Here is a 15,765-nt window from a genome sequence, read left to right on the forward strand (position 1 = left end):
TTCGGAAATTAAAACCTTTCTCAAGAAGGAGTTTTTTGCAACTAGTAATACAAGTACGTAATTTAGGAGAAAAGTGTATTCATATCATTGGGGAAGTGTGAGGAGTTCAATCGATTCTGAATAAAATTGATAGTATCAGTTGCAATTTTTTTACGTTTAAGAACAATCCCGGCATGTCCACATGTATAAATATATCTTGTAGGTCTTTCCCAGGATTCCCACAAATAGTCCGTATCCTCAGAGTGCACATATAGATCGTGCTTACCTGAAATTAATAAAATATTTTCTTTTTTTACTTTTGGTAACGCTTGACTCGGTTCAGTGATTTTCCAATAAGCTATTAAATCATCATACGTAACACCATGATGTTCCAAGTCTTCTCTAATAAATTTACCTGGATTTGTCTTCCAAATTGAATAAGAGAGTCGATTCGCGTAGAAAATGGATGCTAACACATCAATTTCTGGTTCAACAAGAGATGTTAAGTTAGTGATAACTCCACCTAAACTGATTCCTATTAAAATCAAGGGACCATTTTTATTTTCTTTAATCCATTTGATCAAAGTTCGTAAATCAGCTACCGCTTGTCTAGTTGCTTCTACAGTTCGTTCAACATTGGCACTTACCATGTACTCTCCACTGTATAGGGATTGGTTCGGTTTTCTGTCAAAATGATATGGTAAAGTGAAATAATACATATTCCACTTCAAGTTGGTCATATGGTCGTGGAATATTTTTTTTACACGTTCGTTAGAATCCATTCTCCAACCGTGAACAAAGATGACATGAGGTGCATCTTCATTTTTATGTAAAAATAATTCCCCAGTGACAGAATCGTTGCGTGAATCACCAGATTGAACCGAGCTTTTATATTTGAATTGTCCAACCATGTATTCCTTTTCTTGTTTTAAATGCTTAATGTTAAAATGAATATGAGATGGTTTTACTTTATAAAAAAATTCTATGTCCTTTATATATAGTGAGGTGTTAGAAAGAGAAGTATACTGAAACTTTACACTTCTTTTTTTGTGCAAATCATACAAGGCGTATCGATCAATGAGTTTTGAAAAAATCAAATTAACCTCCTCCAAAATCCATATCGTCTAAAATATGGACAAAATTTATGCTGTAAATTAATTGTAAAATATTCTCTTTTCCTAATAGTAGATGCTTGAATTATAAAACAGGTGGGGAATTTGTATATTATATTATAAAGCTATCAATAAAATAAAACTATAAATATCTTTTACAAAAACCTAAAAAGCAAGTTAATGTTCTCATTCATAAAAGAGAACATTAACTTGCTTATTTTCGTATCAAAAGGTGCACCTTTTGAAGTGACGTAATTTATATGAAAGACAATGTGTATATTTAATACAGTGATAGTTACCATAATTTTCGAAGCCTATAGTTAATTAACCTTACAATATACGTCTTTTTGGTATATAAATAGCTATATTCATTAGAGAAAGAGTTTTAATCCTTCATGAGAATCTTTAAAACCTAATTTCTTATAAAATTGTAAAGCCTCTTGTCGTTCTTTATCTGTTGTTAACTGTACTAAATGACATCCCCGTAATTTAGCACGTTGAATAGCCCATTTAATAAGTTTACTTCCTATACCTTTACCACGTTTTGATGAGGCTGTCCGTACACCCTCAATTGTAGCTCTCCAACCCCCTTGACGTACAATGTAAGGCGTAAATGTAATTTGTTGAATACCGACAATCTCCGTCCCATCACACGCTACAATCAACTCGTTATTTGGATCACAATCAATAGCATGAAATGCTCTTATATAACTATCAGGGAGTGGTGTTTCATAGCGCTCTCTTTTATTTCCTAAAACATCATCAGCAAGCATTTTTACAATTACATCTAAATCATCTGCCGTTGCAATCCTAAATGTTATAGTTTCTGTCACTATCAAAAAACCTCCTTAATGTATGCACTTGTTACTTTTATTTTACTTGTTTAAATACAAAAGGTTAAATTATAAAATATTATGAGTCTCTATAACTTTTTCTTATAGATAGCATAAAAGCCTAACTTATAAAATTATACTTTAGGCTTTTTAACACAATATTATTATTAGAAAATCCGACCAACTTCAAAAAACCTCCATATTCTTTAATGAATTTCATATTTAACAAGCACACATATAACCATCCAAATAGGGTGGTTTTTATTTTTTGTATAGAAATTACGTAATAAGCATGGATTTGTATGCTCTCATTCAATACTATCTAAAGCCATATACCTCTTTGCACATATTCAAAAACGATTACGTTTTTGAATATGTGTTCCGGTCTTTCTTGACCAGGTCAATGAATAACTACACATAAACTCCTTATATCTCTAGATAAACTACCGATTAGCTCCATATAGACTCTAGATAACCTATATAGAATACAAGTTATCAAGGAGGTAAGAAAAAATGAACTTTATGAAACGAGCAATTCTCAGTATGAAAAAAAGAGTAGGAACATCATTAATTTTGATGGCAGTTTTCCTAATTGTTACAAATTTAGTGTTGGCAGGATTCACAATCCAAAATGCATCAAAAAAAGCTGCTGATGCAGCAAGAAAAAAACTCGGTGCAGATGTTACTTTAAGTCTTGATTTTGACAAATTAGGTCAACAAGCTAGGGAAACTGGAGAGATGCCTAATCCACCGAAGCTTAATACAAAAGAAGCAGATCAATTAGCGAAGTCAAAGTATGTAAAAGACTATAATTACATAACTAGCACTCTCGGAATTTCTGACGGACTTAAACTAGTAGGAGCTTCAGAAGGAGAAGAAGAAGGAAAAGGTAAGGTGGGAATGGCGGCTGTACGAGGTGGTTCAGGCTCCGGTACAAAAATAGATATGAATTCTTCTTTTATGATTGAGGGAGTTCGCAAAACTGCATTACAAGAAAGCTTTAAGAATGGAAAAAGTAAAATCATTGATGGGAAACCAATTACAGAACAGATGAAAGATCAGAATGTAGCTTTAATGGAAAAACGATTAGCGGAATTAAACAACTTGAAAGTAGGAGACAAAGTTAAAGTGCAATCAGGGGATAAGAAGGAAACCCTCGAGGTTGAAATTATCGGCATTTACGAAACGAATGAGCAAGCAATGGGTCAACAGGCCCCTCCTATAATGGATCCAGCTAATAAACTTTATATGCCGCATTCAACTATGAAAAAATTAGAAATAGATCAAGGTATAAGTAGCATTCAAGTCGTGTATTTCTTGAAAGATCCACAAAACATTGAAGCATTTAAAGAAGAAGCAAAAAAATCTGATATTGATTTTAATTATTATAAATTAGATGCACATGATTCGTTGTACAAACAAATGATTGGGCCTATCGAAAATATCTCATCAACTTCTCAAATGATTATTTATATTGTATCAATTGCAGGTGCGATTATTTTAGGGTTAATCATTATGTTATCGATTAAAGCACGTCGTAAGGAAATGGGGATTCTATTGTCCATTGGAGAGAAAAAGTGGAAACTGATGGCGCAGTTCGTAGTAGAAGTAGTATGTATCGCTATTTTAGCATTTGGATTATCCATAACAACAGGAGCAAAAATTTCTCAATTCATAGGGAATAATTTACTTTCGAGTGAAATTGCTACAGCAGGAGAAGAAACAAACACCCCACAAAATGGAACTGTAATGGTAGCTGGACCTGGTGGAACTGTACAAAATCAAAAAGAGGATCCAATTGATAAAATTAATGTAAGTGTAACAGGAGAAGATGTAGGGAAAATGGGAGGGATTGGACTAGCTATTGCTATATTAGCAACGCTTCTTCCAGCATTATCTATTCTACGCCTGAATCCAAAACAAATTCTTTTAAAAGATGAATAAGGAGGCTCGATATGGAGACGATTTTACAATTTAAAAACTTAGATTATTATTATGAAAGTAACGGAAAAAAAGTAGCGATACTAGAAAATGTTAACTTTTCTTTTCAAAAAGGACATTTCTACACGATTCTAGGACCATCCGGATCTGGTAAAACCACTACGCTTAGCTTAGGTTGTGGGCTAGATATACCTAAAAATGGTTATGTACTATTTAATGGAAAGGATATTCGGAAAATTGGTTTGGATCGGTACCGTAATCAAAATGTATCGGTAATTTTCCAATCTTATAATTTGATTACCTATATGACTGCTCTTCAAAATGTCTTAACAGCAATGGAAATTACAGGTGTTAAAGTGCAAAATAAAACGGCAAGGGCGTTAGAATTATTAGAGAAAGTAGGACTTACAGAAGTAGAAGCGAAACGAAATGTTCTGCAACTAAGTGGCGGGCAACAGCAGCGTGTAGCAATCGCTCGAGCGTTATCTTGTAATGTTGATTTACTGATTGCGGATGAGCCGACAGGAAACCTCGACGAAGAAACGGCAATGGATATAATAGAACTATTTCAAGAACTTGCACATAAAGAAAATAAATGTATTATTGTTGTGACGCACTCACAGGAAGTTGCTAAAAAATCAGATCGTGCAGTCTATTTAAGTAAGAAGAAGTTGGTAGTAAACGAAATTTAATATAAACACCCTAGTTTTTTAATTCACATAATTTTCGAAATTAGTTTCTTCAAATATTTATATTTGATATACAATATAACCAAGCCATAATCAAAATGGTCTCCCTGTATTGAATGTTAAGATAGTTTGTTATTCCCTTTTTAACAATTTTTGAAAAAGAACTTGTAGTATATTCTACAGGTTCTTTTTTGTACTCTTTCAATATCAACGGTCTTCAAATGAAATATGAATTTTAACTAAGTCATTCTTTGGAGTAATTATTTATTCGTTACTTTTAAATCGTCTAACACTATTTTAGTTGCATCTGCAATAAGTTTATCATCGTATTTCGCATCTTCTTTCGCATGATTAGAAAGTATCGCAAGCATAATTGGCTTTTTATTTGGTGGCCAAATGATTGCAATATCATTCCTTGTTCCATAAGACCCAGAGCCGGTCTTATCGGCTACTTCCCATTCTCCTGGAACTCCAGCACGAATTAAGTTGTCCCCCGTAGTATTTCTTTTCATCAAATCTATTAAAAAGTTCCGTTTCTCAACTGAAAGTATATCGCCTAGCGCGTATGCTTGAAGACTAGTAGCTAATGCCTTTGGGGTACTAGTATCACGAGTGTCTCCTGGCTGCACTTCGTTTAATTCTGGTTCAAAACGTTCAGGATTTGTGACAGTATCTCCTATTTCTCTCAGTGATTTTTTGAATTCACTTGGCCCACCTAATTGCTTAAGAATAAGATTTTGTGCAGTATTATCGCTATATCGAAGGGAAGCATCCGCAAGCTCTTTCAGAGTCATACCTGTATCTACATATTTTTCAGTAATTGGATTGTAATTCACAAGATCTTTGCTAGTATACTTAATTCTTTGATCTAAATCTTCTATTGATTTCTTTTGTAACAGTGCTCCAACAGCAAGGGCTTTGTGGGTAGATGCGTATGCAAACCGTTCATCTGAACGATAAGTAACGGTTTGATTCGTACCTGTGTCTAATGCATAAATACCAAGTTTAGCATCATATTCTTTTTCCAGCTTTACAAAAGAATGATTACTTGTATTTTCTTGTTTGGTTTGTTTCGGTGGTGCGGATTGAATATTACTATTGGAACAGCCTATAAGCGTTGCACATGAAAGTAATACTACAGGGAGCATCTTTTTATAATGTGCAATGTGAAAAAACTTCTTTGAAACTATCATACATTTTCAACCTCTTTCAAGAATATATGGATTTTGTATAGGTATTTTAAATACCTATACAATTAACAAATGCACAGGATAGCACTCATCTTGTGTTTCTTGCATTACAAAATGAGAGAACTACCAAAAGCACCTTTTTTATACGTAATAGACAATCTAAGTAACACATTTGTTCCATTTATGATTAAGGTTTTGAATATATCCATTAATTTTATTTATAAGAATCACAAAATCCACCTTTTTTGCACGCCACTTAATTTGATGTGGATTTAGATTGAGTTTACCTCGTAATGGGAATTTCAATTGGATTGCGCATATATAACAACCTCGTTCCGGACAGAATAAGTAATAACAACTACTGATTTCATTTTAAGTGAGGTGTTATACGATACATACGACAAAGCAAAAAAGACTTGTGGTGCAAAGTATAACTACATTTAGTCTACTAATAACGACTATCTTTACACCCATGCTTATTTACATTGTTTATGGATTACAGATTTCGAAAGGCTTTGAGGGATACTGGCCATCAATCCTGTTTTATACAACTTATATGACGGGTGTGTTTATCTGGATACCTATTGTGAATAAGGCTGGGATTCACCGCTCCTTATATTGGACTGTTTCTATTCTGATAGTATCATTACTTAGTGTTACTTTCTTTGGATGGAGTTCAAGATGGCTAGAAATAAGTGCGTTAGTTTCTGGTTTTGCAGTTAGTACAATTTCTACCATGACGAGTACTTTATTGTTTCTACATGTGGAAGGCGGGGGAAAGGTTTATAATAAAAATCAACAAGCGATTATTATTGGTATCGTTTTTCTTTTACTAATAATCGTTTTGTTAGCGATTAGTTTTTTATCGCCGCCGCTGATAACATGCATATATGGGATTTGTTTAATCAGTATCCTTTTTGCTATAAAAAAAATGCCGAGAACAGAGTTAGCCAAAGGGCTTTTACCTATCTCCATCGTATCGGTTGTAGGAAAGTTTCTTTTTGTCTCAATGCTTATTCTTTTGATTCGAACAAGTCGTAACATAAATAATGAACAATATATTTTTTATTTTTTTCTACTTTCTATAGCGCTTATTTGTTTCATGTTTTTGAGTTTGTTGAAAGGAAAGTTCTTTCATAAACTTTCATCTTCTTTACCAATCCGCTTAAAGGCAGAATCATTTTTACTTGGATTAGGAAATGGATATTTATTTTTGATGGGTATTTTTTATAGTTTTACTTTCTATAACATGTTAACCTGTATTTTCATTGTAGTTGGACCATACCTATTAGGGATTTTGATGTCCATATTTTTAGATATCAAAGCTGCTAAGAAAGTTAATCCAATCCATTTGTTTTTAGTAAGTACTTTAATCATGATATTCGGGTTTTATTCTCCAATATTTATAGTCCTTAGCGTTACATTTGGAAGCTATGCCATTAATAGTATTTCTTCTCAAAATAATATGAAAGTATATATGGTGAATGCTACACATAGAGAGCTTTCTTTACTCATTTACACAACATGGAGAAATATGGGGAATATATTTTTACAATTTTTTATATTGATTGTGATTGTGGGAGTAGGGGTGTTTTATGATGTCGAATGGTCGCAACTTTTCCAAACAATTGTTGGGAAGGGTCAAATGCAGATTGAAGGGTTATCCGTACAACGATTGATGTTTATGTTAGCAATTTGCTGTTGGCTTGGCATGGTGGGCTTAGGTATGTGGATTGGTAAAAAAGCTAATCCCAATATTGCTTAAAAAGTAACTCGAAAAATATCAATACTAAAACTACAAAAAACAAACAAACTCGTCCTACTAAGAGGGGAGTTTGTTTGTTTTTTGTTTAGATAATGGAATGTTCATGCTAAATTGTACACTACGTTCCATATTCTTTATAGAATACTTTATATCTAACGTTTCAAGAATTTGTTTAACAATATATAACCCCAAACCACTTCCTCCAGTATTTCGATTCCTTGATTTTTCAATTCGATAAAATGGTTTGAAAATTTGTTGTATATTCTCTTCTTTAATATTGACACCTGTATTCATAATTTGCATTTTGATTTGACCTTGTTTAGAATCCTCACTTAACTTTATATAGACTTTTTCATTATGTGGTGAATACATAACTGCATTATGGATAATATTTTTACATGCTTTTTCAAAAAGAACACGATCTGTATAAACAGAAAGATCAGAATCAATTTCTTTTATTATTTGGATGCTTTTTTGAGAAGCAAAAAATTCGAGATCTTTTGTGATTGTATCTATTAACTTCGAAAGATTAACTTCTTCTACTTTTAGTTTAAAGGTGTGTTGTTCTAATTTCGACATGCTTAAAATTTCACGAACTAATTGTTCCATACTTTCAATAATTTGATGATTTTTCTTTAAATATTGATCACGATTTTGATAAGGGCCAATATTGTATATCATCCCTTCTAAGTATCCTTTCATTACAGTAAGAGGGGTCTTTAATTCATGTGCTACAATCGCAAAAAACTCTCTGCGTTTTGTTTCTATTTCTCGTTCTTTTTCAATATCATTTTTTAATTGTTGATTTGCTTTTTTTAAATCAAACATAGCTTGTTGTAAGTTAATAGACATGTCATTCAAACTATTAGATAATTCTCCTAACTCATCTGTAGAGCGAACCTCAATTTTTTCGGAGAAATCTAAATTTGCCATCTTTTGTGCACCCTCATTAATATAAATAAGTGGTTTTGTAATAAACCTGGAATAGAAATAAGCACTCCCTACACCAATTATGAGTACAATGATACTAATATAGGGGAGAAAGCGTACTAAAACCTGTGAAGCTTCATCAATTGGTTGAAATGTAGCAAAGACTATAAGCGTTAAACTACCATCTTGGAATTGAATTGGTTTCGTAACGTTATATGAATTGCTAAGGGTACCTGCATTCTCGAACCGTGTGGCTCTAGTAACTACTGTTGTTTGCGAACCATTTTGAGTAAAAGAAAATGAAGGAGAGTATTTAATTATTCCCTCATTATTTTGAAGATAAAGCATCGCATTATTTTTTTTTGCATATTCATCAAAAAGTGGTATCGCATCTTGAAACGTAAGATCTTTAGATTTATCAATGATTTCTTTTATCCCTGTTTGAAGTTGATCTGTTTTGTATTGCTCATAAAACGTAGGGAGAAAGAAGTATAAAGTTAAATAAATCAATACTGCAAAGGATAACAAGATGAGAGAGGTAGTCATAAAGAGTTTATAAGTAATTTGCTTCATCTTCATGATTTTCACAATACTATTCATCAATTTTATAACCAATACCCTTTACTGTTTTAATATAAGGGATAGCTAACTTTTTACGTAGGTTTTTAATATGTGTATCAATTATTCGTGTTTCTCCAAAATAATCGTACCCCCAAACTTTTTCTACGATATTTTCTCTTGTGAGTACTTTTCTCTCATTTTGAAATAGTAGTTGTAGAATTTCAAACTCTTTTGTCGTTAATAAAATTTCAACGTCATTTACATATACTCTATATGCATCAACATCGATACGCACTTCTTTAAATACCAAATGATTATTTACATTTTTATCATAACTTCTTCTAAGTACAGCTTCGACTCGTCTAATCAAAACATGAAACGAAAAGGGTTTTGTTATATAATCATCGATTCCAAGATCGAACCCTTTCATTTGATCTTCCTCTTCTTCCAATGCAGTTAGCATAATAATTGGTACGTTTGACTGACTTCGAATCATCTTGGATACTTCAAATCCATTAAGATTGGGCATCATTACATCTAGAAGAATTAAATCAAAGGATTGCTTATTAAATTGTGTCATACCCTCTAATCCATCTGATGCGACTACCACTGTATACTGTTGTGTCATTAAAAATTGTTTAATTAATTCCTGAATTTCTTGATCGTCTTCTACCACGAGAATATGATAGTTTTTCATAATATCACCTCTGGTAGTCATTATAGCCGTACTATCTGGAGTTTATGTGGAGATACAGTAGGAAACTTCATAGGACGTTTAACGTATTAACTCCATTTTCAAGATTGTGTATTCTCTGTAAAAAAGGATTATTACCCATATTCCTTTTTTATGGAGAAATATTTGTGTGCTTGAAAAAACTTATCATATAAAAAGCTGAACGATTAATATTTACAAAAAACTAATGTATAATAATGTAAATTGTATGTAGTTTTTTTAACTGTTTGAAAATATACTTTCGATACTTTACTAGAAGGGGAAAGGGAGATGAATTTAAATATAAAAGAAGCCAGCGAAATTCTAGAGCGTACGCCACAAACTTTGTAGTTTTTTTGCTAATTTAGTAAAGGCCTAAGGTGCGAACAAGGGGTTATTTAAATCATGTGAGAAAGGTTGTGAAATTATTTGAGGAGTTATAAAGCTATGCTGTTTGATTTAGATGATACGTTACTCGATAGGGATAAGGCAGTAGATAACTTGTTTTTATTAGTTTTAGAGAAGTGCTATGAGGATGTTAGTGATACAGTCAAAAACAATATGTTACAGAAATTCAAAGAATATGATAAAAGAGAATATGGCATTAGTGATAAAACAATAGTTTTAGAATCATTATTTGATGAATTCGCGCCGAAATATAGATTGCCACGCAATTACATTCAAGGCTTTTGGAATAATAATTTCCCAAAATGTTTTTCTATAAACCAAAAAACTATTAATATCATAAATACTATAAAGTCACATATTAAAGTTGGAATTATAACAAATGGCTCAACTCAGAGGCAAAAAGCAAAAATAATTAACACGAATTTGAATCGTTATTTTGATACAATCATTATTTCTGAAGAAGCGGGATTTAGTAAACCTGATAAACGTATATTCGAACTAGCATTAAATAAGCTAAATGTACAATCAGAAGATGTACTATTTGTTGGAGATGACTTAGAAAAGGATATTGCTGGTTGTCAAAATGCAAATATAAAGGGCATATGGTTCAATCCTAATATGATTAAGAATAATACCGACACTAAACCATATGCCGAGATTACTTCTTTTGATAATTTATTAAGTTATTGTGGAGAGATAAATTTTCAAAAATAGTAAAAAGATAGATTACCCTTAATTTCATTGACCGTATGAGAAGTTTTAAAACAATATTTATTTACGATGAAATAGAGGTTATTGAGCCAGGGGCAAATCATTTATGTGTGTTAATGAAAATCTACACAGCGTGTTTAATATATACTTTATAAATTATAGAGGGGTGAGACTATGGAAATAAAGAAAGTAGTAATTGGCGGAATAAATATTGCCGTCGTCAGAAACGATACAGTATTAATATCCGACGTTCAATCTGCATTAGATCTCATGGCAACAGTTCAATATGAAGTGGATTCAAAGCGGATTGCTATCAATAAATCATTAATAAGTGAAAGCTTCTTTGACTTAAAAACACGGCTTGCGGGTGATATTCTTCAAAAGTTTATAAACTACAGAGTAAAGATTGCTATTATTGGAGATTTCTCTATGTATACGAGTAAAAGCTTAAAGGATTTTATTTATGAATGTAATAAAGGTAAGGATATTTTTTTCTTAGCAACTGAGCAACAAGCAATTGAAAAATTAAGCTCATTGAAATAAAGATATAAAATGTAATTCGAAAGAGGCATCCGTGAAGGTGCCTCTTATTTGTATTTTTATATAAATATGTTTTTCAAATTTAAATTTTGTACCGGTACAGTAACTGCAAATGTACATTGTTACTATATCCCTTCAAATTTACAATCAGCATATATTATTTTAATTTATAACTTATTAAGGGGTGCTGAATATGACAAAGTTACAAGATCAACTTTTCACAAGATTAAACCTTGAAAAACGTACTGAAATAAAATTTGAAGAATTAAGTACAATACTCTTTGCATTTGCCCACACAATCCCGTTTGAGAATTTAAATGTAATAGCAAGTAATGCGAATACAATTTCTATGAAAAACTTACAAGAGAAAATTTTAACTAGTTCTCGAGGTGGGCTTTGTTATGAATTAAATACTCTTTTTTACTATTTTTTAAAAGATAGTGGTTATGATGTACAACTCGCACTAGGTACCGTATATAAAAATGATATAAACGCTTGGGCACTTGAAGATGGGCATATAACAATTATTTTAAATTACGAAAACGTAAGATACTTAATTGATGTAGGTATTGCTTCATTAGTACCTCTTGTGCCAGTACCGTTTACTGGCGAACTTGTTTCTTCTAAAAACGGTTCGTATCGAGTAAAACAAAAAGATACGAGTAAAGGAAACTATGTTCTAGAAAGAATAGATGTTGATGGAGAATGGAAAGTTTGTCATGCTTTTTATAAACATATTATTGATGAGACAGTAGTAAACGATGTTCAAAGAAGAGTGATAGAAGATGAGAAATCTATTTTCAATAAAGGACCCATTGCAGTAAAATTGACGAACTTTGGCCATGTCTCATTAACGAATACTATTTTAACTGAAATTATTTATGGAGAAAAAACGAAGCGTGAAATTACAGAAAATCAATATAAAGAGCTTTTATATAATTTATTTGCTATTGAGTTGTGAATATAAAAATAGCCGGTTCTTATTCAGAATCGGCTATTTTTATTATTTTTGGTTTAAATGGTTTTCGTCTAATATGTTTCGGAAACTGCGGTATAGTTAACGTTTTTAACGTTTCCTCAGCTTCTTCATATGTATGAAAGACTGGATCTTTTCCATTATCTCCTTGCAAAACTAGCCATTCATCTCGGATTACATACGGCTTTAATTTTCTTAATAGATATAATACACTAGAACAGTATAAAGAAGTATATAAAATGAATATTGGATGCAAAGGAAGATTATAATGTCAGTTATTGATAAATTGAAACTAAATAAGTATACAAATATGGTCGTAATTAACGAACCAAGTGATTATGACATTTTCACAGGTAAAGAAACCTCATTTTCAAAAGAACATGATGCTATTTTTATTTTTGTTGAAACACTTGATGAAATGGTGAAACAAACGAATTTTATTATTAGTAATGAAGAATTACTAATTGAAAAAGGTTACGTGTTTTTCGCATATCCGAAAAAAGGTAATGCTCGTTACAGTACGTTTATTCACCGTGATGAGATGTTTCCGGCATTAAACGTTGGAGATGATGGATATGTGGGGGAAAGCGAAATTAAATTTGCGCGAATGGTAAGTATGGATGATGTCTTTACAGTTGTAGGTTTAAAACGTGAAAAGAAAAAAGCGAAGAAAACACCTGCAGCGAGTCAATGTGTTGCTGATTATGCAGACCGTATTCAAGATGTTGAAGCATTATTGGCTAATCATCCAGCTGAACTTAAGTTTTATCAAAGTTTAACTCCTGGTTATCAAAAAGATTGGGCACGTAATTTATTTTCTGTGAAACAAGAAAAAACACGCGATAAACGTCTTGAGAAAATGATTGAAATCCTTTCACAAGGCTATAAAACAATTGAATTATTCCGTAAGAAGAAAAAATAATGATTAGGAACGTCACAATGATGCAACAATTAATGACACTTTGCACATTGAAAAAAGGATTCCTTTCAGTATACTAAAGTATGTTCTTATATTTAAATAATTAGCAAAAGAGAAAAGGTGTTTGAAATGAAATCGTATATTGTAGTTGGATCTGGAATTTTAGGGGCATCTACTGCCTATCATCTTGCTAAGGCTGGTGCGAAGGTTACTATTGTAGATCGTCAAGATTTAGGTCAAGCAACTGATGCAGCAGCAGGTATTGTCTGTCCGTGGCTGTCGCAACGTCGTAATAAAGCATGGTATAAAATCGTTAAAGGCGGTGCACGTTACTATTCTTCGTTAATTCAGCAATTAGAAGAAGACGGTGAAACGGATACAGGTTACAACCGTGTAGGTGCAATTAGTTTACATACTGATGAGAAAAAACTAGATCAAATGGAAGAGCGAGCGTATAAACGCCGTGAAGATGCACCGGAGATTGGTGAAATCACTCGCTTATCAGCTGAAGAAACGAAAAAGTTATTCCCAGCATTATCGGAAGAATATAGTTCTGTTCATATTAGTGGCGCTGCACGAGTAAATGGAAGATTATTACGCAACGCATTAATAAGCGCTGCGAAAAAACATGGTGCAACTTTCATTAAAGGTGATGCAGTATTAGTCCGTGAAGGGAATCATATTACGGGAGTTAAAGTAAATGACGAAACAATTGTAGCGGAAAAGGTAATGGTAACTGCAGGCGCATGGGCGAATGAAATCTTGAATCCGTTAGGAATTAATTTCTTAGTTACGTTCCAAAAAGGACAAATTGTTCATTTGCAAATGGAAAATACAGCAACAGAAAATATGCCAGTTGTAATGCCGCCGAACGATCAATATATTTTAACATTTGACAATGGCCATGTCGTAATTGGTGCAACGCATGAGAATGATACTGGTTTCGATCACCGTGTAACAGCTGGTGGTTTACATGAAGTATTCCATAAAGCGTTAACAGTAGCGCCTGGTTTAGAAGATGGTACAATGCTTGAAACTAGAGTTGGCTTCAGGCCATTTACGCCAGGATTCTTACCTGTTATTGGCCCACTCCCTAATTTTGAAGGCATACTCATTGCAAACGGATTAGGTGCTTCAGGATTAACAGCAGGTCCATACTTAGGATCAGAACTTGCGAAACTTGCGTTAGGGCAACCGATTGAATTAGATTTAAATGATTATGATGTTGCTGGGGCAATGGAATAGTAATAAACAAAAAGATTAGGAGTGATTTCCTAATCTTTTTGTTATGTTATTTGGGCGTAACTAAGTATTTTGAGAGGTAGGAGTTCTTTTAAACAAGTGGGATCACCACATCGCTATCAAGCTAAAAAAATAAATAATATCCACAAAACTAAAATTTTTTGCCCTTTATAGCAACGAAGTACATTTTTATCGTTTGAGGTATTAGAGAAGAAAGATTGATTCGTTCAATATAGAGGCGAAAATACATATCAGAAATATAAACAATAGCCTCAAAAACTGGAGGCTATTCAATTTCACAATCTATTATAATTAATTACAATAGATAAGCTCTTTAAAGTCTGTCCCATCGCTGCATTCGTAAAATGATGAATAACATCAAAACCCTCAACTTGATGGATATTAGCGAACCGTTCCACAAATGAAATTAAAGCGATAGACGGGATCCCAATTAAAGTTTTTTAAACCTAATTGGACTTACCATTAAGAGAGCGAGGATTAATGTAATCCATGCATTGCTATATGAAAACAATCCCATACCGGCCAATGGTAATCCAGCAGCTGGAATAGGTAATCCCTTAAAATATCCAATGGTTGGTTTTACACTAAATTTAGCTAATCTTAAAGCACCCATCGTTGGGAAAAGGATAAATGCCAAAGAAGTTAAAATAGAAGGTGTTGCTATCGAATGAAATAAAAGTGCAGGAGCAACTCCGAAACTAACAATATCAGCTAAGGAATCCAATTGTACACCAAATCAGCTAAGGAATCCAATTGTACACCAAACTCACTGTTCACTTTTAATTTCCTCGCAATTCTTCCATCAAGGAGATCTAAAACAGCTGAAAAGAAAATAAAAATGGAGGCTACTTCCAAATAGTCACTCATATTCATGGTAATTGAAAAAACACCGCACAATAAATTTCCAATCGTAAATAAATTGGGTACAGCTTTTACTATTTGATTGAACAAGGTTGTCCCCCCTAAGTTGATCAAACTTCACGTTTATGTAGCATTTTCTATATATTCTTCCGTTATTCTTGAAAATATATGACCACTGTATGCTAAGTAAATTTCGGCAAAAGAAAAGCCGATTTCCTGTACGTTATGTTGGTTTATAAACATGTTTGATCAAAGGTAAGTCTATTACTGCTGATTTACCTAATATAAAAAGCCTGTTTTTGAAAAAAAAGAGTTATCAAAATATGTTTGATTATTTTCGGTACGCGTTGTTGAACATTAGCACCCGATAGTTGA

The 15,765-nt window shown here is 32.6% G+C and carries 14 protein-coding genes and 1 pseudogene; 8 read left to right on the forward strand and 7 right to left on the reverse strand.

Features of this window, described 5'->3' with window-relative positions:
- Positions 1 to 62: 62 nt before the first annotated feature.
- Together JFU23_RS00525 and JFU23_RS00530 are read right to left on the reverse strand one after the other, a co-directional pair.
- Positions 63 to 1,076: an alpha/beta hydrolase gene (locus tag JFU23_RS00525; RefSeq protein ID WP_201031074.1), complete on the reverse strand. Its 1,014-nt coding sequence runs from the start codon at positions 1,074 to 1,076 to the stop codon at positions 63 to 65.
- A gap of 386 nt (positions 1,077 to 1,462) precedes the next feature.
- Positions 1,463 to 1,924 carry a GNAT family N-acetyltransferase gene (locus tag JFU23_RS00530; protein WP_201031075.1) on the reverse strand — a complete coding sequence of 154 codons (462 nt, stop codon included), beginning with the start codon at positions 1,922 to 1,924 and terminating at the stop codon, positions 1,463 to 1,465.
- Positions 1,925 to 2,437: 513 nt separating this feature from the next.
- On the opposite strand from JFU23_RS00530, the gene JFU23_RS00535 reads away from it, so the two are divergent.
- Both JFU23_RS00535 and JFU23_RS00540 read left to right on the forward strand, forming a co-directional pair.
- On the forward strand, positions 2,438 to 3,868 hold the full coding sequence (locus tag JFU23_RS00535; RefSeq protein ID WP_201031076.1) for an ABC transporter permease: 1,431 nt from the start codon (positions 2,438 to 2,440) through the stop codon (positions 3,866 to 3,868).
- Positions 3,869 to 3,879: 11 nt separating this feature from the next.
- Complete coding sequence (locus JFU23_RS00540) at positions 3,880 to 4,557, forward strand: ABC transporter ATP-binding protein (protein WP_000447830.1); 678 nt, start codon at positions 3,880 to 3,882, stop codon at positions 4,555 to 4,557.
- Between the two features lie 257 nt (positions 4,558 to 4,814).
- On the opposite strand, the gene bla is transcribed toward JFU23_RS00540, so the two are convergent.
- The gene (bla, locus tag JFU23_RS00545) at positions 4,815 to 5,747 is read right to left on the reverse strand and encodes a class A beta-lactamase (RefSeq protein WP_201031077.1); all 933 of its coding nucleotides are present in this window, start codon (positions 5,745 to 5,747) and stop codon (positions 4,815 to 4,817) included.
- 469 nt (positions 5,748 to 6,216) lie between these two features.
- Here bla and JFU23_RS00550 point away from each other — a divergent pair, with 469 nt between their 5' ends.
- Positions 6,217 to 7,509, forward strand: a complete 1,293-nt coding sequence (locus JFU23_RS00550; protein WP_002168309.1) for a hypothetical protein — start codon at positions 6,217 to 6,219, stop codon at positions 7,507 to 7,509.
- 57 nt (positions 7,510 to 7,566) lie between these two features.
- Here JFU23_RS00550 and JFU23_RS00555 read toward each other — a convergent pair whose 3' ends face one another.
- Positions 7,567 to 9,039, reverse strand: coding sequence for a sensor histidine kinase (locus JFU23_RS00555; RefSeq protein ID WP_033709149.1), 1,473 nt, complete (start codon positions 9,037 to 9,039; stop codon positions 7,567 to 7,569).
- On the reverse strand, positions 9,032 to 9,697 hold the full coding sequence (locus tag JFU23_RS00560; RefSeq protein WP_201031078.1) for a response regulator transcription factor: 666 nt from the start codon (positions 9,695 to 9,697) through the stop codon (positions 9,032 to 9,034). The genes JFU23_RS00555 and JFU23_RS00560 overlap by 8 nt, the downstream gene beginning before the upstream one ends.
- A gap of 462 nt (positions 9,698 to 10,159) precedes the next feature.
- Between JFU23_RS00560 and JFU23_RS00565 the strand changes: the two genes are divergently transcribed.
- The 3 genes from JFU23_RS00565 (at position 10,160) to JFU23_RS00575 (ending at position 12,332) form a co-directional block, all read left to right on the forward strand.
- Entirely contained in the window at positions 10,160 to 10,834 is a 675-nt protein-coding gene (locus JFU23_RS00565; protein ID WP_201031079.1) for an HAD family hydrolase, read from the forward strand.
- A gap of 171 nt (positions 10,835 to 11,005) precedes the next feature.
- Positions 11,006 to 11,374 carry a DUF4180 domain-containing protein gene (locus tag JFU23_RS00570; protein ID WP_201031080.1) on the forward strand — a complete coding sequence of 123 codons (369 nt, stop codon included), beginning with the start codon at positions 11,006 to 11,008 and terminating at the stop codon, positions 11,372 to 11,374.
- Between the two features lie 190 nt (positions 11,375 to 11,564).
- Positions 11,565 to 12,332, forward strand: coding sequence for an arylamine N-acetyltransferase family protein (locus JFU23_RS00575; RefSeq protein WP_201031081.1), 768 nt, complete (start codon positions 11,565 to 11,567; stop codon positions 12,330 to 12,332).
- 19 nt (positions 12,333 to 12,351) lie between these two features.
- Here JFU23_RS00575 and JFU23_RS00580 read toward each other — a convergent pair whose 3' ends face one another.
- The gene (locus tag JFU23_RS00580; protein WP_201032294.1) at positions 12,352 to 12,501 is read right to left on the reverse strand and encodes a hypothetical protein; all 150 of its coding nucleotides are present in this window, start codon (positions 12,499 to 12,501) and stop codon (positions 12,352 to 12,354) included.
- Positions 12,502 to 12,615: 114 nt separating this feature from the next.
- Between JFU23_RS00580 and JFU23_RS00585 the strand changes: the two genes are divergently transcribed.
- On the forward strand, positions 12,616 to 13,269 hold the full coding sequence (locus JFU23_RS00585) for a YdeI/OmpD-associated family protein (protein ID WP_002085348.1): 654 nt from the start codon (positions 12,616 to 12,618) through the stop codon (positions 13,267 to 13,269).
- Between the two features lie 126 nt (positions 13,270 to 13,395).
- Positions 13,396 to 14,511, forward strand: coding sequence for an NAD(P)/FAD-dependent oxidoreductase (locus JFU23_RS00590; protein ID WP_002085346.1), 1,116 nt, complete (start codon positions 13,396 to 13,398; stop codon positions 14,509 to 14,511).
- Between the two features lie 448 nt (positions 14,512 to 14,959).
- Here the strand turns inward: JFU23_RS00590 and JFU23_RS00595 are convergent.
- Positions 14,960 to 15,480, reverse strand: a pseudogene (locus JFU23_RS00595) (CDP-alcohol phosphatidyltransferase family protein).
- Between the last annotated feature and the right edge of the window lie 285 nt (positions 15,481 to 15,765).

This window comes from Bacillus sp. TH50 (assembly GCF_016650565.1).
Classification (GTDB): domain Bacteria; phylum Bacillota; class Bacilli; order Bacillales; family Bacillaceae_G; genus Bacillus_A; species Bacillus_A mycoides.

Excerpts from the sequence above, each read along its gene's own strand:
- JFU23_RS00535 (WP_201031076.1), top strand. The coding sequence starts at position 2,438 with ATGAACTTTATGAAACGAGCAATTCTCAGTATGAAAAAAAGAGTAGGA.
- JFU23_RS00540 (WP_000447830.1), top strand. The coding sequence starts at position 3,880 with ATGGAGACGATTTTACAATTTAAAAACTTAGATTATTATTATGAAAGT.
- bla (WP_201031077.1), bottom strand. The coding sequence starts at position 5,747 with ATGATAGTTTCAAAGAAGTTTTTTCACATTGCACATTATAAAAAGATG.
- JFU23_RS00550 (WP_002168309.1), top strand. The coding sequence starts at position 6,217 with ATGCTTATTTACATTGTTTATGGATTACAGATTTCGAAAGGCTTTGAG.
- JFU23_RS00555 (WP_033709149.1), bottom strand. The coding sequence starts at position 9,039 with ATGAATAGTATTGTGAAAATCATGAAGATGAAGCAAATTACTTATAAA.
- JFU23_RS00560 (WP_201031078.1), bottom strand. The coding sequence starts at position 9,697 with ATGAAAAACTATCATATTCTCGTGGTAGAAGACGATCAAGAAATTCAG.
- JFU23_RS00565 (WP_201031079.1), top strand. The coding sequence starts at position 10,160 with ATGCTGTTTGATTTAGATGATACGTTACTCGATAGGGATAAGGCAGTA.
- JFU23_RS00570 (WP_201031080.1), top strand. The coding sequence starts at position 11,006 with ATGGAAATAAAGAAAGTAGTAATTGGCGGAATAAATATTGCCGTCGTC.
- JFU23_RS00575 (WP_201031081.1), top strand. The coding sequence starts at position 11,565 with ATGACAAAGTTACAAGATCAACTTTTCACAAGATTAAACCTTGAAAAA.
- JFU23_RS00585 (WP_002085348.1), top strand. The coding sequence starts at position 12,616 with ATGTCAGTTATTGATAAATTGAAACTAAATAAGTATACAAATATGGTC.
- JFU23_RS00590 (WP_002085346.1), top strand. The coding sequence starts at position 13,396 with ATGAAATCGTATATTGTAGTTGGATCTGGAATTTTAGGGGCATCTACT.